Annotated in this window: 22 protein-coding genes and 2 tRNA genes; 15 read left to right on the top strand and 9 right to left on the bottom strand. The window is 69.0% G+C overall.

Translation table 11 applies throughout. From position 1 onward, the window contains the following. Positions 1-159 precede the first annotated feature (159 nt). Positions 160-687: a hypothetical protein gene (locus ABD259_RS21725; RefSeq protein WP_344164941.1), complete on the top strand. Its 528-nt coding sequence runs from the start codon at positions 160-162 to the stop codon at positions 685-687. Here the strand turns inward: ABD259_RS21725 and ABD259_RS21720 are convergent. After that, the gene (locus tag ABD259_RS21720) at positions 648-1,160 is read right to left on the bottom strand and encodes a hypothetical protein (protein WP_344164939.1); all 513 of its coding nucleotides are present in this window, start codon (positions 1,158-1,160) and stop codon (positions 648-650) included. The two genes, ABD259_RS21725 and ABD259_RS21720, sit on opposite strands and share 40 nt — an antisense overlap. Positions 1,161-1,433: 273 nt before the next feature. Continuing rightward, the gene (locus ABD259_RS21715; RefSeq protein WP_344164937.1) at positions 1,434-1,568 is read right to left on the bottom strand and encodes a hypothetical protein; all 135 of its coding nucleotides are present in this window, start codon (positions 1,566-1,568) and stop codon (positions 1,434-1,436) included. A 189-nt stretch (positions 1,569-1,757) separates the two neighbouring features. Here ABD259_RS21715 and ABD259_RS21710 point away from each other — a divergent pair, with 189 nt between their 5' ends. The 3 genes from ABD259_RS21710 (at position 1,758) to ABD259_RS25955 (ending at position 3,642) form a co-directional block, all read left to right on the top strand. Next, a complete protein-coding gene (locus ABD259_RS21710) occupies positions 1,758-2,423 on the top strand; it encodes a hypothetical protein (RefSeq protein WP_344164934.1) in 666 nt (221 codons plus the stop codon). A 124-nt stretch (positions 2,424-2,547) separates the two neighbouring features. After that, the gene (locus tag ABD259_RS21705; protein WP_344164931.1) at positions 2,548-3,330 is read left to right on the top strand and encodes a TRM11 family SAM-dependent methyltransferase; all 783 of its coding nucleotides are present in this window, start codon (positions 2,548-2,550) and stop codon (positions 3,328-3,330) included. A gap of 30 nt (positions 3,331-3,360) precedes the next feature. Continuing rightward, entirely contained in the window at positions 3,361-3,642 is a 282-nt protein-coding gene (locus ABD259_RS25955) for an AAA family ATPase (RefSeq protein ID WP_425573557.1), read from the top strand. A 226-nt stretch (positions 3,643-3,868) separates the two neighbouring features. Here ABD259_RS25955 and ABD259_RS21700 read toward each other — a convergent pair whose 3' ends face one another. After that, positions 3,869-4,843 carry a helix-turn-helix transcriptional regulator gene (locus ABD259_RS21700; RefSeq protein WP_344164928.1) on the bottom strand — a complete coding sequence of 325 codons (975 nt, stop codon included), beginning with the start codon at positions 4,841-4,843 and terminating at the stop codon, positions 3,869-3,871. Positions 4,844-5,020: 177 nt separating this feature from the next. Here ABD259_RS21700 and ABD259_RS21695 point away from each other — a divergent pair, with 177 nt between their 5' ends. Next, the gene (locus tag ABD259_RS21695; RefSeq protein WP_344164982.1) at positions 5,021-5,374 is read left to right on the top strand and encodes a RidA family protein; all 354 of its coding nucleotides are present in this window, start codon (positions 5,021-5,023) and stop codon (positions 5,372-5,374) included. 26 nt (positions 5,375-5,400) lie between these two features. On the opposite strand, the gene ABD259_RS21690 is transcribed toward ABD259_RS21695, so the two are convergent. Next, positions 5,401-5,640 carry a hypothetical protein gene (locus tag ABD259_RS21690; protein WP_344164925.1) on the bottom strand — a complete coding sequence of 80 codons (240 nt, stop codon included), beginning with the start codon at positions 5,638-5,640 and terminating at the stop codon, positions 5,401-5,403. A 1,226-nt stretch (positions 5,641-6,866) separates the two neighbouring features. Then, a tRNA-Arg gene (locus ABD259_RS21685) sits at positions 6,867-6,942 on the bottom strand. Positions 6,943-7,243: 301 nt separating this feature from the next. On the opposite strand from ABD259_RS21685, the gene ABD259_RS21680 reads away from it, so the two are divergent. After that, entirely contained in the window at positions 7,244-8,404 is a 1,161-nt protein-coding gene (locus tag ABD259_RS21680) for a D-alanyl-D-alanine carboxypeptidase family protein (protein WP_425573556.1), read from the top strand. 22 nt (positions 8,405-8,426) lie between these two features. Here the strand turns inward: ABD259_RS21680 and ABD259_RS21675 are convergent, their stop codons facing one another. The 4 genes from ABD259_RS21675 to ABD259_RS21660 form a co-directional block, all read right to left on the bottom strand. Beyond that, positions 8,427-8,831 (bottom strand): MscL family protein, encoded by a 405-nt coding sequence (locus ABD259_RS21675; RefSeq protein ID WP_344103544.1) that lies wholly within the window; start codon positions 8,829-8,831, stop codon positions 8,427-8,429. 209 nt (positions 8,832-9,040) lie between these two features. Beyond that, positions 9,041-9,682: a Flp pilus assembly protein CpaB gene (cpaB, locus tag ABD259_RS21670; RefSeq protein WP_344103546.1), complete on the bottom strand. Its 642-nt coding sequence runs from the start codon at positions 9,680-9,682 to the stop codon at positions 9,041-9,043. A 251-nt stretch (positions 9,683-9,933) separates the two neighbouring features. Next, complete coding sequence (locus tag ABD259_RS21665; RefSeq protein ID WP_344103549.1) at positions 9,934-10,290, bottom strand: FmdB family zinc ribbon protein; 357 nt, start codon at positions 10,288-10,290, stop codon at positions 9,934-9,936. 168 nt (positions 10,291-10,458) lie between these two features. Continuing rightward, entirely contained in the window at positions 10,459-11,034 is a 576-nt protein-coding gene (locus ABD259_RS21660; RefSeq protein WP_344103552.1) for a 5-formyltetrahydrofolate cyclo-ligase, read from the bottom strand. Positions 11,035-11,200: 166 nt separating this feature from the next. Between ABD259_RS21660 and galU the strand changes: the two genes are divergently transcribed. The 9 genes from galU (at position 11,201) to ABD259_RS21615 (ending at position 21,430) form a co-directional block, all read left to right on the top strand. Further along, positions 11,201-12,118, top strand: coding sequence for a UTP--glucose-1-phosphate uridylyltransferase GalU (gene galU / locus ABD259_RS21655; RefSeq protein WP_344103556.1), 918 nt, complete (start codon positions 11,201-11,203; stop codon positions 12,116-12,118). Between the two features lie 64 nt (positions 12,119-12,182). Continuing rightward, positions 12,183-13,421 (top strand): molybdotransferase-like divisome protein Glp, encoded by a 1,239-nt coding sequence (gene glp, locus ABD259_RS21650; RefSeq protein ID WP_344103558.1) that lies wholly within the window; start codon positions 12,183-12,185, stop codon positions 13,419-13,421. 143 nt (positions 13,422-13,564) lie between these two features. Continuing rightward, entirely contained in the window at positions 13,565-14,068 is a 504-nt protein-coding gene (moaC, locus tag ABD259_RS21645; protein WP_344103560.1) for a cyclic pyranopterin monophosphate synthase MoaC, read from the top strand. After that, a complete protein-coding gene (locus tag ABD259_RS21640; protein WP_344103561.1) occupies positions 14,065-14,625 on the top strand; it encodes a MogA/MoaB family molybdenum cofactor biosynthesis protein in 561 nt (186 codons plus the stop codon). Before moaC ends, ABD259_RS21640 begins: the two co-directional genes overlap by 4 nt. A gap of 172 nt (positions 14,626-14,797) precedes the next feature. Beyond that, positions 14,798-15,439 (top strand): GNAT family N-acetyltransferase, encoded by a 642-nt coding sequence (locus ABD259_RS21635; RefSeq protein ID WP_344103563.1) that lies wholly within the window; start codon positions 14,798-14,800, stop codon positions 15,437-15,439. 410 nt (positions 15,440-15,849) lie between these two features. Beyond that, on the top strand, positions 15,850-16,512 hold the full coding sequence (gene sepX / locus ABD259_RS21630; RefSeq protein ID WP_344103565.1) for a divisome protein SepX/GlpR: 663 nt from the start codon (positions 15,850-15,852) through the stop codon (positions 16,510-16,512). A 65-nt stretch (positions 16,513-16,577) separates the two neighbouring features. Then, positions 16,578-16,651 (top strand) — tRNA-Ala (locus ABD259_RS21625). Between the two features lie 452 nt (positions 16,652-17,103). After that, on the top strand, positions 17,104-17,817 hold the full coding sequence (locus tag ABD259_RS21620) for a hypothetical protein (protein ID WP_344164922.1): 714 nt from the start codon (positions 17,104-17,106) through the stop codon (positions 17,815-17,817). 232 nt (positions 17,818-18,049) lie between these two features. After that, positions 18,050-21,430, top strand: coding sequence for a UvrD-helicase domain-containing protein (locus ABD259_RS21615; RefSeq protein WP_344103570.1), 3,381 nt, complete (start codon positions 18,050-18,052; stop codon positions 21,428-21,430). Positions 21,431-21,480: the final 50 nt, after the last annotated feature.

Here is a 21,480-nt window from a genome sequence, read left to right as displayed (position 1 = left end):
TGGGCATACACATGTGTACTCAGGGGGTAAGCATGTAGCCCATGCCCGCCTGGCCTTCCTGGGCGCCGATCCACCCAGAGGGCAGGGCGGCCCGGCAGGCGAGGAGTACGGCCCCACCACACAGGGGCCCGGCCTGCGGGGAAGATCGACGCGTGAGGCGTGGACGGTGACAATCCGGGTGAGTTGATCGGGCTCACCGTCAACGAAATTCGCCGCCCGCACGCCCACCACGACCGGCCTGATCACGCCTGGTCGCACCGGATCAGATGGTCACGGTGGCGGCGCTGTCACCATGCCCGCCCCGCCGCTGCCACTACCAGCACCAGAGACACCTCATCGATCACTAAGTGCGGCTGGAGAATTAATCGTTGTCTCTCGCTGGATGCGACCGGCGGCCTCACGACCTTGGAGTGGGGCCTAAAACGGCCGCACGCCGAGGAACGGGAGGCGATGTGGCGTCACGGATTGAAAGTGCCAGTAACCGAGGTGGTCATGTTCAGCAACGCCAGAATGATCGGAATCAGCGTGATCACGATGATGATCCCCAGGAAGATTACGATCATCCGTAGATATCGCTCCAACTTGACTCCGAAACTAAGCGGTGGACTCGGCAGGCAAGAGTTTACCAAGGGGAAATTCATGTTGATCTACGGATTGGACTCGTCGCCGCCGGAGCCGTCAATGTAGTCGCCGTTCAGCAAAAGCTGCGCAGCCCACTGTCCCGATCCATCCACCTCAATGGTGGTCTCCGGATAGCTGTTCCACACGACACCCAGATTCGGAATTTCCAGTGCGATGTGGTCCATGCGGCGGAGCTCCCACAACTCGGCCTGGTCGTCGGAGGCTTCGTTCTTCTGTGAGATCTTGTCCGTCACACCGGTTCCCTTCACCGAGTGGAACGGGCTGATGTCGGTGAAGAAGCTCTCCTGCTTGGGTGTTCCCTCAATCTCACCGGTGCTCTTATCGAACGACCAGGTCACTTCGTTATTCCACCTCCAGTTCACGGTGCCGACGAAGTCGCGTGCGGTGAGCTGGACACCGATCTCACCACTTTGAGTATCCGCCGAGGCCGGACTGTCTTTAACCTCGACCTCCGAGGCGTCGTATTCGAAGGTTCGAGGGTCGGTTACGTGCTGACCGATCTCGGGGTGATCTTCCATGTACTTGACGTCGGACTCAGTCCATGTTCCGTCGTGCAGGCGGTCGATGACGCGACCACGTCATCGACCTCGGGCTTTTCAACGGGAGTCGAGTCTGAAGAGGCTGGCGATTGAAGCAAGGTCAGGGCGAAGGGGAGCGTCAGTGAAACAGCAGCGAGTGATCTAATGCGCATCGGGTCTCCCTTATTCAGAGTGAGAAGAGTCAATGCGGGATGGGACGCTAACAACGATTAATTCATTGGCGCAATAGATTCGGACCTGCGTTCGCGTGCGTCACGGCTTTATAAGCAGTGCTTGCTTGGCGTGTCGATGCAGGTTGTCCGGAACCGGCCACATCATCGAGATCCCGGTGGAGCAGCCGCCCTTGGTGGAGCGGCGCAGGCCCTGCTCGGTGTCGACTGTGCCCAACCACCCACCGGTGTCGCATCAGGAGCCTCGCGTGGCTTCTTCAGGGGTGTCAGGGCGAAGTGGACGGGTGAGCGGGCGCATGCGGGTATGGCACGTTCACGTGGGGAGCAGGGGCGACCGCCGTTTGCGGTGTGGCCTTGTGGACAGGACCGAGACAAGAACGACACGAGCGCCTCTGATCAAGGGGCCATGGGTGAGGTGGTGCGGCGGCTGCTGGCCGAGTTCGTACCGCAGGGTGGGGTGGTCGCCGACCTCATGCGCCGCTCCGATGGCTGCTCGCAGTTGGGCGCGGTGGCCGTGCGCGGTTTGCAGCCAGGGGAGGTGGACGAGGCCAAGAGGACGCTGGCGGAAGCGGGAACCGCTGATGGCCAGCTACGGGTCGTCGCGGGTGAGACGTCGGCTCCTGACGAGGTGGTTGGAGAAGTCGACCTTGCTCTTCTGGTGCCGCTGCCTGCGCGCTCTGGTGCCTTCGGCGACGGAGACAGGGGTGCCTACGAGCGGGAGGTGGGGAAGGAGGTCGATCGGGCCGCGGAGCTGTTGCGTCCTGGTGGGTATGCCGCTGTCATCGCTCGGCATGGCCGCCCCCACAGCGGGTTCCTGGACTTGTCCGCGATTGCCGTACACGCGGTCGAGCGCGCCGAGCTGGTCTATATCCAGCACGTGATCGCCATCACGGTTCCAATTCGGGGCGAGGCTCTGTCCGCCCCGATCGGCGGGGGTGGTGGGCAGCTCGGCGTGTGGGAGGCACAGGCGGCCGCGCGCATCCACCACCCGGTGCACCTGGATGTGGTGGTGTGCGTCAAACCCGAAGCGGCCCCGGACGCGACGCCGTTTCCGGTGGGGGTGTCCCGATGAGCCGCCGTGATCCGACGCAGGGCGACGAGCCGGGGCTGGTGTCGGTGTGGGTGACCGGGCAGAAGCAGGCCCGCTACCAGCGCGAAGGCCGCTACTCCCGGTTGTCGATGGGGCACCCGGGAAGATGCTTCCCGCAATCGCCCGCCATGCGATCACTGCCTACACCCGGCCTGGCGGGGGCGTGCTGGACCCGTTGTGCGGGATCGGTACCACTCTGGTGGAGGCTGCCCACCTCGGCCGGGAGGCGCTGGGCGTTGAACTGGAGGCGAAGTGGGCGTCGATCGCCCGCGTCAATCTTGAGCTCGCTGCTGTTCAAGGTGCCGACGGTGTGGGTGAGGTGCATGCGGGTGACGCTCGCGAGGTCGCTGGCGAGCTCGCGAGCGGGGCCTGGGCGGGGAAGGCGTCGTTGCTGCTGACTTCCCCGCCGTACGGGGCCATGACCCATGGGCTGGTGCGTTCCCGTCGCGATGGGGCGGAGAAGGTCGAGAGGTGGTCGCACACCTACAACCGCACGCGTAACCGGGCGGAATCTCGCCTATCAGCGCCCGGAGGCCCTGCTGAAGTCGTTCACGCAGATCCTGGCCACGTGCCGCCCGCTGCTCGCACCGGGGCCGTGGTGGCGGGCACCGCCCATCCCTATCGGATGCAGGGGAAGCTGGTCGATTTCCCCGGCCAGGTGTCCCAGGCCGCCGTGCGAGCGGGGCTGGTGCCACACGAGAAGTGCGTGGCGCTGCTGTGCGCGCTGCGTGACGGCGGCGTCGTTTCCCGCGCCTCGTTCTTTCAGTTGATCGAAACCCAGCGGTTGCGTGCGAAGGGGCTGGGCGTGCAGGTGATCCAGCACGAGGACGTCCTAATCTTCATCAATCCTGGGCCAGCCCCGGAGGTCGCGTTGGGGGCGGTCGCGTGAGTGACCTGAGCCCTCCCGCCAGCCCGCTCTGTGCGGGGATCGTCAACAACCTCCCGGCGCACCGTGGGCTGGAAGATCACCGGGATCGACGAGGCTATGGCCGACGTTCGAGCGGGCGCCGTCGGTGAGGTGCCCGCCCACCCGCGATGCGGCCGCTACGCAAGCGCCGAGAAGCTGGGCAACGCGGTTGGCTACCGCTACCCTACGCCGCCCCGACGGAGTTTTGGAGCAGCAGCACCCGCCGGACGCACTGGTAGGGAAAAAGACTACTACCGCCCCCACTCAGCACAGCGGGGAACGCGCCCTGCGTGAGCGCCTCGCGAAGCTCCGCCGCACCCGCCGTGGCGGGTAGGGCACCGATGCGATCCCGCCGGCACGTTCGACGTGTTCCACTCGATCAATGCTGCCGACGGACGAATGCACTCCGACGGTCGTCCACAAGGCAGCGCCGCGTGTTGCGTGCGGTTCGGCGCGCCCGGCGCCTACCGGCAGGGAGCCGTCCGAATCGAGTCGGCGGCGGCTCGCAGAAGGCCGACGATCAGGATGACGCTCCGTAGCGGGCGGCGACCTCGGCGGCACGGTTGCGCAGGGAGGTGCGCAACCACTGCGGGTCCAAGGCTTCGGCGTCCGTGGCGAGCTGCCACAACGCCCATTCGGCGTGTCTCAAATCCTGAAAGGTCACCTCCAGCCGCAGTCGGCCGTCCGCGTCGGCTCCTTCGGCGCGGACGGCCAGGGCGGTGCCCATGAGGTCCTCGCGCCGCGCCGGGTTCACCCGTACCAGCACGGTGACCTGGTCGCCGCCGGTCCGGAATCGGGCACTTCGTTCCCGCCAGACCCGGTCCAGATCCACCTGGTCCGGTCGCTGTGCGGGTTCGTCGAGTTCCTCGGCGGCCAAGAGCCGGGACAACCGGTATGTGCGGTCCGCGCCAGCCCTTGTGGCCAGCAAGTAGCCCTGATCGCGGACGTTGACCAGGCCGATCGGGTCCACCGTGCGCCACTTCGGGGCCTGCTCCGCGGCCGCGTAGAGAATGCGCAGCTTGTGTCCGGCGACCACTGCGCGGCGGACCTCGGCCACGACGGTGTCGGGCATCTCCTCGGCGGTCAGCCGGCGCGCGAGGAGGTCGGTCTCGGGGGCGATGAGCACTCGTTGGGCTGAGCTGGCCGCGGCGGCCCGATCGTGTTCCGGGAGCGCGTCGACCACCTTGCGCATGGCCGAAGCGAGCGCCGAACCGAGGCCGAACACCGACGCGCCGCGGCGTGATCCGGCGACCAGCAGGGCGAGTGCCTCGTCGTGGTTCAGACCGGAGAGCTCGGTCTGCAGACCGGGCAGCAGTGCGAAACCGCCGTGTCGGCCGCGTTCGGCGTAGACCGGGACACCGGCCGCGGACAGCGCCTCGATGTCACGCAGCACGGTGCGGGTGGATACCTCCAGCTCGCGGGCGAGCTCGGCCGCCGACAGCCGACCGTGCTGGCGCAGCAGCAGAACCAGCGATACCAATCGGTCGGCGCGCATACGGAAACCATACAGGAATACACGACACAGGATGTCGTGATTTCCTGGCAGGCTCGTCACCGCGACGTCAAGACGGCGGCTACCGAGCCGATGGCCGCACGTACTCGCAATGACTCGAATGGAGCTGATGTGACAGTAGAGCGCACGGCGGTCAATCAGGTGACGTGGTCGGCGGAAATGGGATTCAACCAGGGGGAGATCGTCTCCGGGAACACCCGAACCCTGTACTGCTCTGGGCAGACCGCGATGAGCGGCGAAGGCAAACCCCAGCACGACGGTGACATGGCGGCGCAGTTGGCGCTGAGTCTCGACAATCTGGAGGCCGTTCTCGGCAAGGCCGACATGTCCCTGGCGAACCTCGTCCGGCTCAACGTCTACACCACTGATGTCGATCTGCTTTTCCAGCACTACGGTGCGCTGGCGTCACGGTTGGGCGCCGCTGGGGTGGCACCGCCGACCACGATGCTCGGGGTGACACGGCTGGCGATCCCGACCCTGATGGTCGAACTTGAGGGGACCGCCGTCGCGTAATGCGACCTTGCCGCCTCCGGTAGGGCTCACGGAGGCGCCACGAGGAGCAGGCCGATGGTGTGTGAGCGGAACACCGCCGCATGCTTCAGGGCGGCTTCCGGCAGCGGCGGGACTTCCACGACCCGCGCCCCGCGCACAAGGTAGGCATACCGGGCGAGGCGGAATCCGAGCACCGAAGCTGCGGCCAAGAGCCGTGCACTTGCGGCCAGAACGGCGAGCACCGGGGCCCCGAGTTCCAGCAGTTCGGGGACGAGGGATGGATCCATCAAGCGCCTCTCTCGCCCGGGTCGACGTCCGGCTCGTCGACTCCGGTGTCGGTGGTCGTGCGGTGGCGTGTTCGGCGGGGTGGGAGGTGATCAGGTCGTGTTCAGCCGGGGACGGCAGCGCCCGGAATCCGACCCCCTGGTGCCCGGTCATTAGCAGGGCACTGGCGGAAGCGGGAACCGCGGATGGCCATGCGCGGGCGGCCGCGAGTGGCATGCCGGCGCCTGATAACGCGGTTTGAGGAGTCGACCTTGCAGTTTTGGCACGGCTGCCTGTGTCCGCGCACTGTGAGGCGTTCAGTGAGGGGACCGGAGGTGGTCACGAGCACGCGGTCGGGTACTGGACGGCGTCGTCGGTGCGGGAAATCTCGGTGAACCCCACGTACACGGGCTACATGGTCTCGAACCGCCGGGCGCATCGTGCGGCGGGAGGGGCGTGCGACCCGCCGGAGGAGTGGGTGTGCTCGCCGTAGCCGACTCACGAGGAGTTGGTTTCGAAGGAGATGTTCGTCCTCGCCCAGCAGGTGGCGCGGCATCGCAGCAAGTCGTCGGACGTGGTGAACGCTCGGCGGGCCGGGGTGTCGCGCTGCCACATGTTCCGGACCTTCGCCAAGTGCACCTACGCCGGGGTGCGGAAGGCGCAAGTTCGGCACGCTCCTCAAGAGGATCACCTACTACAAATGCCAGCCCAAGAAGGGGTATCGGCCCGACGGGCACCCGCCGACGGCGGTCCCCTCTTCAGGCGATGCTGGTCGAGACCGACACATCGGCCTAGCTGGAGCTAAAACAGCGGGCTGAGCGGTTGCGGGCGGAGATCATTGACCTGGGCAGGTGGATACACCGGTTAGTGCGGAGTATTGAGGCGGCCGACGCTCCCGATGGTGCCCTGGCGCGTAGTGTCCAGGCCAGGTCCGGGGAGTTGGAGGTGGAGCGCCGGTCGAAGACCGACGAGCTTTCCGTGATCCAGGACGCCCGGGTAGCAGACCAGGATCCCGGCCTTTTGGACCTGCTGCCTGTTTCCGGTCGCGACCTGGAAGGTGTTCGGTCGGAGGAATTGCGGCCGATGTTCGAGGCGTTCCGGTTGGAGATCGGCTACAGCAAGGAACGGGCTGAACTGGAGCTTTCGGTGACTCTGCTGCCAGAGACGATCGCCGAGGTGAGGGTGGCTGCGGATCGTGTGGTGGGTTCTGTTGAACCGCTTGACAGCTCTGATCCGTTGACCCTGTATATGGCGGCCCCAGCAGGATTCGAACCTGCGACACCCACTTTAGGAGAGTGGTGCTCTGTCCCCTGAGCTATGAGGCCCTGTCGGGCTCCAAGGGTAGCGGAGGATGCGGGTTCTTGCGGCGGGTGGGCAGGATCGAGGTGGGGGAGTGGTGTGGGTGTCGCGGGGGCGGTGTCGAGGGGATGCGGGATTGAGTACTCTTCTCTCATCGGGGTTGTCATTACCCTCTCGTGACTGTTGTCACATCTGCGTGGCTTGGCCTGAGTTCTCTCGCCGCAGGTACGACTGCCTGCGTTCTGCTCAGCGCGTCCGGTTGTGGACATGTAGTAGCTTGCGATGCGGCCACGCGTACGACCGAAACAGGCAGCCGGAGGATCACTCGTGCCGTTCATTCTCGATCCGACGCGACGGAAGAAGCGCGTGACGAGAATCGAGACCCCGACTGTGGTCGAGAACCCGTCCGTGCTGAGAGCGCCCCGCTGGATGCGGGCGCGGACGGCGCAGGCCGTGATGGTCGCGGTCGCCATGGCGCTCTTTGTCGTGCCGGGTGCGGATGTGGCGATGGCGCCCGTCAGTGCGCCGGCCCACGCCGATGACGACCTCGACACGCTCAAGGAGCAGGCGGACAAGGCCAAGAAGGAGCTGGAGAAGGCCACCGACAAGTACACCAAGCGCGAGAAGGCCCTGGAGAAAGCGCAGGACAAGCTTGTTGCCACCCTGCACGACCTGCAGCAGACCGAGCTGAAGCTCGCGGACTTGCGTGAGCCCTTGGCGGACCTGGCCAGTTCGCTGTACAAGCGCCCCGACGGGGGCACGCTGGCGCTCATGGCCTCTGGCACGCTCGACGAGGACTTGGAGACCGAGGCCTACGTCGTGAAGCTCTCGGACAACAACGAGGCGCTGATGGAGGAGGCCAACAAGCTGCGGTCCAAGCAGGCCTCCCTGACCAGCGACGCGCAGGAGCTGCAGGCGTCGAACCAGCTGGAGAGGGTCGAGCTCAAGGACGAGCTGGAGAAGCTGAAGAAGAAGTCCAAGGAGAGCACCGACAAGCTCATGAAGGAGCTTGAGGACCGCGGGCTGTCCGTCGACGCCTACATGGCCGGCGTGGAGTGCGACCCCTCCAAGGGCGAAGCCGCCTCCGGGTATCCCAATGGGCTGCTGCCCAAGGACGCGCTGTGCGCGCTCTACGAGGACGGGCACTACCTGCGCGCTGATGCCGCCGTTGACTTCCTCAAGATGAACGAGGCCTACCAGGAGCGCTTCGGGAAGTCGATGTGCCTCACCAGCTCGTACCGCGACCTGGCCAACCAGCACCGGGTCTACGCCGAGCAGCCGCCCGGGAACGCCGCGGTCCCCGGCACCAGCAACCACGGCTGGGGCCTGGCCGTCGACCTGTGCGGCGGGGTGCAGAACCAGGGCTCGGCCCCGTTCAACTGGCTGGAGCAGAACTCACAGCGGTTCGGCTGGTACCACCCGCAGTGGGCCTACTCAAGCCCGTTCGAGCCCTGGCACTGGGAGTACAAGGCCGCGAAGGGGCAGTAGCGAAGCGCCCCTCTGGAGGGTCTCACGCGGTCTCGGGGACGACCTCGCTGGTGCAGTGGGCGCACCGGGCTGCCGCGCGGTCGATGCTGCTGCGGCACTGCGGGCAGCTGCGGTGGGTGGCTTCCTCCTCCTTGTCGAAGCGGTCGATGAGCTTGGCCACGGGCAGCACCACGAAGAAGTACAGGATCGCGGCGGTGATCAGGAACGCGATGAGGGCGTCGATGAACGCCCCGTAGAGGAAGCGGCTGCCGTTGATCTCGAAGTACAGGTCACCGAACGCGGGGACCCCGCCGAAGATGCCGATGAGCGGGGTGATGAACCCTTCGGTGAAAGCGGTGATCAGGTCCGCGAAGACGGCGCCGATGACCACGGCCACCGCCAGCTGCACGAGGTTGCCCTGCAGAAGGAACTTCTTGAATCCGTCCATGGGGGATGCTCCTGAACTGGTCGCTGATTGACGGGTGCGGGCACCGGGCGGAAGAGCGGCGGAACCGAAGGGGAGTTCGGGGGACGCGGTCGCCGCGGGTGCCCACGGGGGTTGTGTTGTGCCCATGCTGGAGTCACACGGTCCACATGGGCCATGCTGCGCCACAGCGGTAAAGCGCCTGGCCAGGATCTACCGCTGAAGGTTACGGGTCAACCTCGCATAGTTATGGACAGCCGCTCGGCAGCCGCCCGACCTGCCAGAATCCGTGCCTCCTCGTCGGTGACCGCCACCAGGATCAGCGCGCCCGCGTCTCCGGAAGCGGAATCGGGCTCCTCCGGGACCGCGATGACCGGGCGGTCCGACACCACGCGTTCCGCGCTGGGGGCGGGGGCGATGTCGAGGTCGGCTGCGGGAGCGGGCGCCGCGGAGAGGATGTCGACCCGGCGGCCCGGGCGCAGCAGCGCCACCGCCCCCGGATCAGCGACCCGGACCGGGGCGGCCACCATGTCCGACCCGTACTCGCGGGCGGGAGGATCGGCGACGCGGGCGGTGGTGAGCACCTCGCCGCGCCGCATCGGCCCGGTGAGGCCGGCCCCGACCGGCTCGGACCCCGGGCGCAGCGCACCCTCCGGCACCACAGGTGAGGGAAGGGAGCGGACCGTGAGGTCGGCGGACGCGAGCGGCGACTCCGCTGTGAGGTCGCGGGCGGCGACGAGGACCTCGGTGGTCGGATCCGGTGGCGGACGGACCAGCAGCACCGCCCCGGCGAGAGCGAAGGCGGCGCAGAGAGCGCCGAGGGGACGCCGATACCGGGCCAGCCGGACGATGAGGTGCGGAGGTCGGGTGGTCATGCCTGGACGGTAGGCGGCCGGTGGTGGAAGCGGTCGCCGTTGTCCACAGGCGGGGGAGCCGAGGGTGGCGGCGGACGACGCGCCAGCGAGCCCCGACCGGGTCGGCGGGTTCCGGCTAGGCCGCCGCTGTCCGGCCTCGACGCGGGGTCCGCCCGGCCGCGTTGCCTCCCGCGTTCAGTGCCCGCTGAGACACCAAAGACCGGGGTGATTCCCCTCGTGGGGAGCCCCGGTCCGATGAGTGGCGCGCGCGGCTAGCTCGCGGCTGCGGCGGGCGCGCTGGACGTGCTCTCCGAGCCGCCCGAGGAGGACGAGCCCGAGGAGGACGTCGAAGAGGAAGACGTGGACGAGGACGCGTCCGAGGACGTGGAGGACGACGCCGACTCGCTCTGGCCGTTGCCGGACGTGCCCGCCGTCACCGAGCTGTCGGAGCTGGTCCCGCTGTCCGTGCGGTAGAAGCCGGAGCCCTTGAAGACGATTCCCACGGCCGAGTACACCTTGCGGAGCCGCCCCTGGCACTGCGGGCACACGGTCAGCGAGTCATCGCTGAACTTCTGTACGACCTCCATCCCGTGGTCGCACTCGGTGCATGCGTACTGGTACGTAGGCACTGTCGTCCTCCTTGTTGGCACTCTCGCCCACCGACTGCCAAATATTACGCTGTTGAACGGCTAAGCCGCGACATTGGCGGGGCAGCGCCGCTCCTGGTCGTAAGCCGATCCCTGTAACACCCCTCCGCCCCGGCCTGTTCCGTGTCGGCCCGCGCCACGCCGCAGCTGTCAGCAGTGCACGACTCCACGCTGCGGCGTCACCACCGCCTGCACCGGGCGATCGTGCGCCTCGGAGGGCACCGATTCCACGAACTCTGTGTCGTAAATCACTGCTAGGGTCAGCGTGTTCGGCCCGACGCGCGCCAGCGCCCTGTCGTAACATCCGGCGCCACGCCCGAGCCGCCGCCCCGCGTGGTCCACCGCGAGCGCCGGGCAGACCACGACGGCCGCCCTGCGCACCGCGTCGGGCCCGTAGCGGTGCCCTGTCGGTTCGAGTAGTCCGTACCCGGCCGGGGCCAGGCTGCCGGGTCCGTCATAGGCGGCCCAGTCGAGGTCCCCGCCGGGCAGGAAGATCGGCAGCAGGACATAGGTGCCCTGCTTCCACAGGGTGGTGATGAGCTTGCGCGTGTCCGGCTCGGTTCCCACGGAGTAGTAGACCGCCGCAGTTCCGCCCATGCCCAGCTGGGGCAGGGCGGTGACGGCGTCGCGGATCGCCGATCCCGCCTCGGCCCGCTGCGTCTCCGGCATCGCTTGTCGCGCGGCGAGGATCGTGCGCCGCATCTCCCGTTTCGCCTCGATGTCCATGGCACAGATAGTGTCGCAGTCCCGCGCCGGAAGGTGAGGGCGAGTCGAAGGTCGGGTGAACGTCTGCCCGCACAGGCACCGGACATAGCTCCTCTACCGGCGCCAATCACCTGGACAGGTAGGTCAGAGCACGCCCGCGAGCGCCACGGCGTCGTACAGTGCCGACATGACTGATTCGCAAGCCGTCCGTCCCCCGGTGACCAAGGCCGTGGTGCCGGCCGCGGGGCTGGGGACCCGCTTCCTTCCCGCGACCAAGGCCACCCCCAAGGAGATGCTGCCGATCGTCGACAAACCGGCGATCCAGTACGTCGTCGAGGAGGCCGTCGCCGCTGGTCTCCACGACGTCCTGATGATCACTGGCCGCAGCAAGCGCTCCATCGAGGACCACTTCGACCGCGCCTACGAGCTGGAGGAGGCGCTGCGGGCCAAGAACGACACCCAGCGGCTGAACTCCGTCCGCGAGTCCAGCGAGCTGGCCCAGATCCACTACGTCCGCCAGGGCGAACCGCGCGGGCTCGGACACGCCGTGCTGTGCGCGGCGGCCCACGCCGGAGACGAGGCGTTCGCCGTGCTGCTGGGCGACGACATCATCGCGGGCCGCGAGGCGCTGCTCAAGCGGATGATCGACGTGCACCAGACCCACGGCGGCAGCGTCATCGCGCTCATGGAGGTCGAGCCGGAGCAGGTCTCGCTGTACGGCTGTGCCGCGATCGAGGCCACCGACGAGGACGATGTCGTCGTCATCACCGACCTCGTCGAAAAGCCCCCGGCCGATCAGGCGCCGAGCCGCTGGGCGATCATCGGACGCTACATCTGCGACCCGATGGTGTTCGACGTGCTGCGCGACACGCCGCCCGGCCGCGGCGGCGAGATCCAGCTGACCGACGCCCTGCGCGAGCTCGCCAAGCGCAAGCCCGAGGACGGGGGTCCCGTTCACGGCGTTCTGTTCCGCGGACACCGCTACGACACCGGCAACAAGGTCGATTACCTTCGCACTGTGGTGGAATTCGCATGTGCCCGCCCCGACCTCGCCGCGGAACTCGTGCCGTGGCTGCGCGATTTCGTGGCGAATCAGCGGAGCTGACAGAACAGGGGCCACCGCGGCGCCGGCCGCGCGGCCGACCATGGCAACGGGTGAGGGAACGCCGATGAAGACCGTCGAAGAGCACATCTCCGATGTCCTGGACCTGGTCGAGCCGCTCGACCCCATCGAGCTGGACCTTCTGCGGGCACATGGCGGCGTGCTGGCCGAACCGGTGGCGTCACCGGTCTCTCTGCCCAGATTCGACAACTCCTCGATGGACGGCTACGCGGTGGTGGCGGCCGACCTCGCCGGAGCATCGGAGCAGGACCCTGTCCAGCTCCCGGTGGTCGCGGACATCCCGGCCGGGGACCCCTCCGTCAACGCGATCCGCTCCGGGTACTGCGCGCGCATCATGACCGGGGCGCCCGTGCCCTCGGGGGCCACGGCGGTGGTGCCGGTGGAGTGGACCGACGGCGGCCAGGTCACCGTGACCATGACCCGCTCCGTGCGTGAGGGCAACGCCATCCGAAGAGCGGGCGAGGACGTCGAGACAGGCACGACCGTACTGCGCAGCGGGGTTCGCCTGGGCGCCGCCGAACTGGGGGTGCTCGCCGCCGTCGGCCGCAAGTCCGTGCAGGTCCACCCGCGCCCGCGCGTCGTCGTCCTGTCGACCGGGGAGGAGCTCGTGGAACCCGGGCGGCCGGTGGGCCCCGGGCAGATCTGGGAGTCGAACAGCTTCATGCTGACCGCGGCCGCACAGGACGCCGGCTGCACCGCCTACCGGCACGGCTTCATCGGCGACGACCCCGCCACCGTCCTGGACACCCTCGACGATGTGCTGCTCCAGGCCGACATCATCCTCACCACCGGCGGCGTCAGCATGGGCGCCTACGACGTGGTCAAGGAGGTGCTCTCGCGCTCGGGCACGGTCACCTTCGACAAGGTGGCCATGCAGCCCGGAATGCCGCAGGGGGCCGGGACCATCGGCGTGTCGAAGACGCCGATCGTGACCCTCCCCGGCAACCCCGTCAGCGCCTTCGTGTCCTTCCAGCTGTTCGTCCTTCCCGCGCTGCGCCGTCTGCGCGGCCTGCCGCCGCGGCCGCTGCCGACCGTGCACGCCCGGCTCGCGCAGCCGGTCGCCTCCTCGCCCCGCGGACGCCGCTCCTACCTGCGCGCCGTCCTGGAGTACGACCGCCGGGGCGGCGACAACGTCGCCTTCACCGCCTTCCCTGCCGTGCGCCAGGGTTCCCACCAGCTGTCTGCCCTGGCGGAGACCAACGCCCTGGTCATCGTCCCGGAACAGGTCACAGAACTGGCGGAGGGCAGCGTGGTCGAGGTCGTGAAACTGCCCGAACTGGGCTGAGCCGCCGCGCGGGCCTGCGCGGGCCGACACGGTCCGCTCGCTGCGCTGCCGCGGCGGTGGGGCGCGTGGGGAACCGACGCCCCGAGCCCGAAATGCGCAGGGTGGCGCTCCCGTACCCTCGTCCGCCGTCGTAGGGTCGTGCCATGTCCGAATCCCACGCTTCCGGCGCCCATGCTTCCGGAATGACCCATCTCGACGACACCGGCGCGGCCCGCATGGTCGACGTCACGGCCAAGGAGGTCACCGCGCGGACCGCTACGGCGACCGGCCGGGTCCTGCTCTCGCCCGAGGTGGTCACCGCGCTGCGCGGCGGTGACGTCCCCAAGGGCGACGCGCTCGCCGTGGCCCGGCTGGCCGGGATCCAGGGGGCCAAGCGCACCCCTGACCTGGTTCCCCTGTGCCACCCGATCGCCGTGCACGGTGTCGACGTCGCTCTGGAAGTGTGCGACGACGGGGTGGAGATCAGCGCGACCGTCCGGACCGCCGACCGGACCGGTGTCGAGATGGAGGCGCTTACCAGCGTGATGACGGCCGCCCTGGGCCTGGTGGACATGGTCAAGGCGTTGGACCCCGAAGCCGTCGTCAGCGATGTGCGGGTTGAGGAGAAGACCGGGGGCAAGAGCGGGCACTGGCAGAGGTCGCGATGAGCAGGGACACCGTCCCGGACGGTGCGGAGAGGGGAGAGGGGGCGGATGCGGCCGCTCCGGTCCGCCGCGTGGCCGTCATCACCGCCTCCAACCGGGCGGCGGCCGGGGTCTACCCGGACCGATCCGGCCCGATCCTGGTGGAGGAGCTGAAACGCGCCGGATTCGCGGTCGAGGGGCCGTGGGTGGTGCCCGACGGCGCGCCGGTCGCCGAAGCACTGCGGCGCGCGCTGGCCGAGGGCTACGACGCCGCGATCACCACCGGCGGCACCGGGCTGACGCCGGGGGACGACACCCCGGAGGCCACCCGCCCGCTGCTGGTTCGGGAGATCCCGGGCATCCCCGAGGCGCTGCGCTCGGCCGGGCGGGACAAGGGCGTTCCCACCGCGCTCCTCTCCCGCGGCCTGGCGGGGATCGCCGAACGCGGCGAGCACCGCATGCTCGTGGTCAATCTCCCGGGCTCCAGCGGGGGCGTGCGCGACGGTATGGAGGTGCTCCGCCCGATCCTCGGACACGCCATCGACCAGATGGGGGGCGGCGACCACCCCCGGTCCTCCTAACGGCCGACACCCGCCCTCCGCGCCGGTCCCCGGCCCGGTGTCACCCCTGGTGGTCAGGCCACTATCCCGGTTTCCTGCGGGTCCCTTTTGTCATCACATTGCTTGATCGCCGCCCGCCTGAGGGGGGTGGTGGAATACTGGGCCTTGTCACCCCGGGATCGGAGGGACGGAAGTGAATCGGATCCGTGGCTGGCCGATCACCCTGGCCGAGGGGCCGGTCGGTTTGCGCCCTCTGCGGCTCCGCGATGCCGCGGCGCTGCGTGAGACGCGTGTGCGCAATGCCGAATGGCTGCGGCCCTGGGAACCCACCCATCCCGAGATGCCGTTGCAGACCACCGGCATCACCCCCTATATCGCCATGCTCCAGGCCATCCGGAGGGAGGCCCGGAATGGCATCTCGATGCCGTGGGCCATCACCTACAGCGGAGTCTTCGTCGGCCAGCTGACGATCAGCGCGATCGTCTGGGGGTCGGCGCGCTCCGCTCAGGTGGGCTACTGGATCGACAGCGCCTACGCTGGACGGGGGATCACCCCCACGGCGGTGGCGCTCGCGGTCGACCACGCGTTCTTCACGGTCGGCCTGCACCGGATCGAGGCCAACATCCGGCCTGAGAACCAGGCGAGCCGACGCGTCGCCGAGAAGCTCGGTTTCCACGAGGAGGGCATCCGCAGGCGCCAGCTGCATATCGACGGTGCCTGGCGAGACCACATCTGCTACGCCTTGACGTGCGAAGACATCCCCGGCGGACTGCTCGCCCGATGGCGGCGCCGACGCCACGTCAGCGGCACCGGGCCGTCGCAGGAAGGGCGCTGAACCACCACTGACCGAAAACCAGGAGGAGGCCGTTTCCTCAGCTCACACCACGTGACTCATGGTGGGCTCGCAATAACGGATGGTGCGATTGTCGGATTCCCGACGTCGATTCGCCCGCTGAGGAGACATCTGGGTACAAGGAAAGACTGTAATCTCACGACACTCCGGCCCGAATATTGCGCATTTACGGACACCGGGTCGTACGGTGCGGAACGTAGAGGCATCGACGATGCGGGCATACGTGCATAAGGCGCATGGGAGACGGCTGTTGGTGAGCGGTACTGCGAAAGCCGCAGACGGCGGGCCGTGACCTCGGGTTGCCCCGTTGGTTCCCGTGAGGGTTTACGCACGGGCCACCGCGTCGCCGGGTGTCGGGGAGTGTCCGGTGACCTGCGGTACGAGGAGGAGTGATGAGCAGCTCTCCCTTGTACCTCGCCATTGTCGTGGTCTGGCTCATCGTCCTCGTCCCGATGCTGATGCGCCGCGACGCCGCCGAGCCCTTCATCGGCACCGGCCGCCGCGCCGATGACGCCGACGAGGACGGTCCCGAGGGCTCCGTCGACGAGGGCGTCGATGAGGACAGCGTGGACGATCCCCTCGACGACCCCGACTCCCAGCGAACCCAGGTGCTCCGCTACGACGGCGGTGACGTCGGCGGCGCGGCCGACCCGCGGCGGTCCGGCCCTCGCCCCCGCCCGCGACCGCTGGCTTCCACTCCCGGCCGGGCCCGCGTCATCGCCCGCCGCAGGCGCCGCACCACCGGCTTGACCACCCTGTTCGTGGCCACGGCCATCGCCGTGGCCGCCGGCCTGGGCCCGTGGTGGGTCCTGGCCCCACCGGCGCTGTTGCTGGCAGGGCACATGGTGCTGCTCCGGGAAGCCGCGAAGGCCGACGCCGAACGCCGCGCCGCCGAATACCGCGAGCACCGCCGGCGCGAGGCCCTCCGTGCCCGCCGGGCCCGCGAACAGGCCGAACGCGAGGCCGAGATCGTCGAGCTCGCCGACCTCGCTTCCCGCCGCGACCAGGTCTACGACCAGTACGCCGACGCCCATCTGCGCGCCGCGGGGGACTGAACCCCACGGGCGGATAACGCGTTCGAACCACCCCGACGAAGCTGCTAAAGTCGTACACGTCTTGAGGGGCTGTAGCGCAGTCCGGTAGCGCACCTCGTTCGCATCGAGGGGGTCAGGGGTTCGAATCCCCTCAGCTCCACCGCAAGGACACCAGGCCAGAACATTCGTTCTGGCCTTTGGTGTGTTCTGAGGCCCCTCGGCGAGAGCCATCGGGAGAAATCCGGGAGACCCGTTTCTCCAACGGGCCTTTTCCGGACGGGATGATCCGCGGGCGCCCGTGCCGCGGCAGCGTGCGCGGTCGGCGAGGCGGGCGCCCCGGCCGGTGGGGCGGGATATGGTCTGCTGTCGGACGCAGAGTGCGTTTCGTCGGTTTTCCGAGGAGTCCATTTCCTGATGCACGGCCCGCCCTCCCCGCACCGGCCCGGTCCCCCCGGTTATCCGGGGCCTCAAGGCCCGGCCCCGCAGTCATGGCCGTACCCCGGACCCGGGCAAGGGGCACCGCCACCGCCCGGCTACCCGCCTGGGCCCCCGTTTGGTGGGCCGCCGCCCTCAGGCCCGAGGAGGAACGGGCTGGCGATCGGCATCATCGCGGTGAGCCTCGCCGTGGTCCTGCTCGTCGCTGTTGTCATAGTGGTGCTGGTGGTCCGCAATCCGGGGTCCGAAAATGCTGCGGTTTCGGCAGAGGAAAGCCCCTCCGCGACGCCCGAGGCCGAGTCCGCGGTTCCGCAGGTCTACACCGACATTCCCGACTGCGGTGACATCTTCCCCCGCCGAGTGCTGTCGGATTTCCCCGCGATCGAGGGGCGGATCGTCGAGCAGGAGCGCGACCAGCAGGCCGACCTTGCTCCGGGATCCGCGCAGGAGGAGATCGTCCGCTGCAACGACAAGGCCAAGCCGGACAGGATGCGCGTCTGGTTCGAGCGGTACTCCGACGACGTTGCACCCGGCGATCGTGGCGCCGAGGCCGCCGCCAGTCTGGCCACCTGGCGTGACAAGGCCGAACGGGAGATCGAGTACGGGCCTCCGAAGGACGCCATCCAGACGTACGTGCGGATGCGCGACGTGGACGTCGGCGACGAGGCCGTGCTGCTCTCCATGGAGCTCCTCCAACCCGACGAGGTCGACGAGGGCACTCCGGACTCCTATGCCCTCGTGGCCTTCCGGGTGGACAACATCACGGTGCTCTCCAACTACTTCGGGACCGACGAGGGCGAGTCCGCCTGGCAGAAGGACCGGACGGCCATCCGCCTGGCGCGGGTCGTCGAGGACCGGATAGCGAGGAAGTTCCACAGCCGTCCCCTTTGAGGAGTAGCAGGCTGGACGCGGCAGCGGAGTCCGTCCAGCGGATCGGCCTGGGTCCGGTCGCGTGCGGTGCGCACGGCGGCGTTCACCGACTGGTTCGGACGCCGTCCGCGATGCCCCGTCGTCGATCGCCGCAACTGCGGCCTACTGCGTATCGGGCACAGTGCCGACAATGGCCGTCAACGGAGTCCATTCACATCCCCTCGGGCATTCGGGGTGTGGGAGGATTCCACGCGTGCGCTTCCATGCCGATCTGCATATCCACTCGAAGTACTCCAGGGCCTGCAGCAAGGACGCCGACCTGGAACATTTGACCTGGTGGGCGCGGCGTAAGGGCATTACGGTCGTTGGGACCGGGGATTTCACCCACCCGGCGTGGTTCGCCCATCTGCGCGAGAGCCTGGTGCCCGCCGAGCCCGGGTTGTTCCGGCTGCGGGAGGATCTGGACCGGGACATCGTTCGGAAGCTTCCGCCGAACATGGCCGCGGCCCCCGTGCGGTTCATGCTATCGGTGGAGATCTCCACCATCTACAAGCGCGGCGACCGCACGCGCAAGATCCACCACCTCATCTACATGCCCGACTTCGAGGCCGCCGCGGAGTTCAACCGCAGGCTCGGGCGGATCGGCAACCTCGGCTCCGATGGTCGGCCGATCATCGGGCTGGACTCCCGCGACCTGCTGGAGATCACCCTGGAGAGCGGCGCCGGCTCGTATCTGGTGCCCGCGCACGTCTGGACGCCGTGGTTCGCCGTCCTCGGGTCGAAGGCCGGGTTCGACGCGGTCGAGGACTGCTACCTCGACCTCTCCGACCACATCTTCGCCCTGGAAACCGGGCTGTCGAGCGACCCCGCCATGAACTGGCGGATCTCCGGCCTGGACCGTTACCGGCTGGTGAGCAACTCCGACGCGCACTCGCCGCCCATGCTCGGCCGCGAAACCACCGTGCTCGACACCGAGCTCGACTACTTCGCCATCCGGCGCGCTCTGGAGACCGGTGTCGGGCACAGGGGAAGCGTCGAGTTCTTCCCCGAGGAAGGCAAGTACCACGTCGACGGGCACCGCAAGTGCGAGGTCCGGATGGAACCCCGCGAAACGCGCGAGCGCGGCACCGCCTGCCCCGTGTGCGGTAAGCCCGTCACGGTGGGCGTGCTGAGCAGGGTCGAGGAGCTGGCCGACCGGCCGGAGGGCGCCCGGCCCGAGGGGGCGGCCGACTTCCGCAGTCTCGTCCCGCTCCCCGAGGTCATGGGTGAGATCCTCAGCGTGGGGCCGAAGAGCAAGAAGGTCCGCGGCGAGATCGACACGCTCACCGCCGCGCTCGGGCCCGAGCTGGCGATCCTCGAAAGCGTGCCGACCGACGACATCGAGCGCCACTCGACGCTCCTCGCCGAGGCGGTGGCCCGACTGCGGCGCGGAGCGGTGATCCGCGAGGCCGGATACGACGGCGAGTACGGGGTGATCCGGCTCTTCGAACCCGACGAGCTCAAGCGGGCGAGCACCGCTGCGGCCCCGTGCCTCTTCGACGACCTGCCGTTCGACACCGGCGGCGCGGGCCCCGGGCCGAAGACGCCACGGCGTGAGTCAGCGGCTGAGCCACCGTCCGCCCCGGCTGGAGGGGACGCGGCACCGCCCAAGCCGACCGGGGCCTCGCACAAGGAGACGGAGAGGGCAGCGGCGCCCGAGTCCCCCGCGAGCGAGGGCGGGCCCGCGTCCCGTCGCTCCACGGCGTCCGCGGGGCCCGGTCCTGATCGACCCGAGCGGAGCGATGAGGCGACGCCGCCCGGCTCTGGCGCGGTGCGCGGAAACCGGCCGCCGGGGGAGGCCCCGGAGCCGCCCGACCGCGCCAACGCGTCGCTGCTCGACGGGCTCGACCCCGACCAGCGCGCCGCGGCCGAGATCACCGACGGGCCGGTGCTGATCATCGCCGGCCCCGGCACGGGTAAGACCCGCACGCTCACGCACCGCCTCGCCCACCTCGTGGTCGAACGCGGCGTGGACCCGGAGCACTGCCTGGCGATCACTTTCACCCGACGTGCCGCCGAGGAGATGGGGGAGCGGCTCACCGCGCTCGCGCCCGAGCACGCGCCCCGGCTCACCATCGCCACCTTCCACTCCCTCGGCCTGCGCATGCTGCGCGAGCTGTCCGGCCGTGCGGGGCTGACCCCGGCGTTCGGCATCGCCGACCAGGCCCGCCAACTGGACCTCGCCGCGGAGGCGGCCGGTGACGAGCAGACGGCGCGGCGCCTGCTCGACGCGCGCTCCCGGCGGCGCGGGGCCGACGAGGGGATGCCCCCGGAGCTCGCGGACGCTGCCGACCGCTACACCAAGGCGCTCCGCCAGAGCGACCTCGTGGACTTCGATGACCTCATCGGGCTTCCCGTCGAGCTGCTGGAGTCCGACGCCGACCTGGCCGCCTCCTTCCGCGACCGCTACCGGTGGATCTCGGTCGACGAGTATCAGGACGTCGACGACCAGCAGTACCGGCTGCTGCGCCTGCTCGCGCCCGCGGACGGCAACCTCACCGCGATCGGCGACCCGGACCAGGCCATCTACCGGTTCCGGGGCGCCAATGTCGGCTTCTTCCTCCGCTTTCGCGAGGATTTCCCCGGCGCCCGCACGGTGCAGCTCACCCGCAACTACCGGTCCAGCGCGAACATCCTGGCCGCCTCCCTCCAGGCGATCAGCCCGACGACCCTGGTGCCCGAGCGCGAGCTGCGGCCGATGGGCGATCACGAGGACGACCGGGTCGGGGTGCACTCCGCCGCCAACGAGCGGGCCGAGGCTTCGTTCGTCGCGCGCACAATCGAGCAGCTGCTGGGCGGTGCTTCGTTCCATTCCTTCGACAGCGGGCGGATCACCACCGACGCGACCCACGGCCTGGGTTTCTCCGACTTCGCCGTCTTGTACCGGACCGACCGGCAGGCCAACGCCGTGATGGAGGGGCTGACCCGTGCCGGGCTGCCGTTCCAGAAGCGCTCGCACGACCGGATCACCGACCGGCCGGGTGTGCGGCCGATCCTCGCCGAGCTGGCGTTCGCCCCGACGGCGGGTGCGGCATCGGCGGAGCCTTCTGTCACGGATCGCCTGCTGAGGGCGGCGGATGCCGTCATCGAGCGGATTCCGCGGGCGGAGCGGGAGGAGGCGGCCGTCGATATCCATACCGCCGTCGATCTGCTCAAGCCGCGGGCCGAGGAGTGCGGCGCTGACATGGAGCGGTTCCGCGACGAGCTGGCGCTCGGTGTCGAGGTGGACACCTGGGATCCGCGGGCGGACCGCGTCTCGCTCCTGACCCTGCATGCCGCCAAGGGCCTGGAGTTCCCCGTGGTGTTCGTCGTGGGATGCGAGGACGGCCTGCTGCCGCTGCGGTGGCCGGGAGCCTCGCCCGAGGGGGCCGACGAGGAGGAGGTGCGCGAGGAGCGTCGGCTGCTGTTCGTCGGCATGACCCGCGCCCAGCGCCACCTGTTCCTCAGCCACGCCGCCGAGCGGGTGCGCCAGGGGAGTGCCCGGCAGAGCGCCCGGTCCCCGTTCCTCGCTGATGTCGACACCAGTGTCTGCGAGAGAGTCGGCGAGGCGGCCGCGCGCCGCAAGCAGCGCGACACTCAGCTGCGCCTGCTGTAGGGGCGGGGCGTCCGTGGCCGCCGCACCGCGGGGGTGCGCCGGTCGACCCA

Origin of the sequence: Nocardiopsis rhodophaea (assembly GCF_039530945.1) — a bacterium.
Classification (GTDB): domain Bacteria; phylum Actinomycetota; class Actinomycetes; order Streptosporangiales; family Streptosporangiaceae; genus Nocardiopsis_C; species Nocardiopsis_C rhodophaea.
The sequence above is the reverse complement of the archived record's forward strand: the minus strand, read 5'-3'. Positions and strand labels throughout refer to the sequence as shown.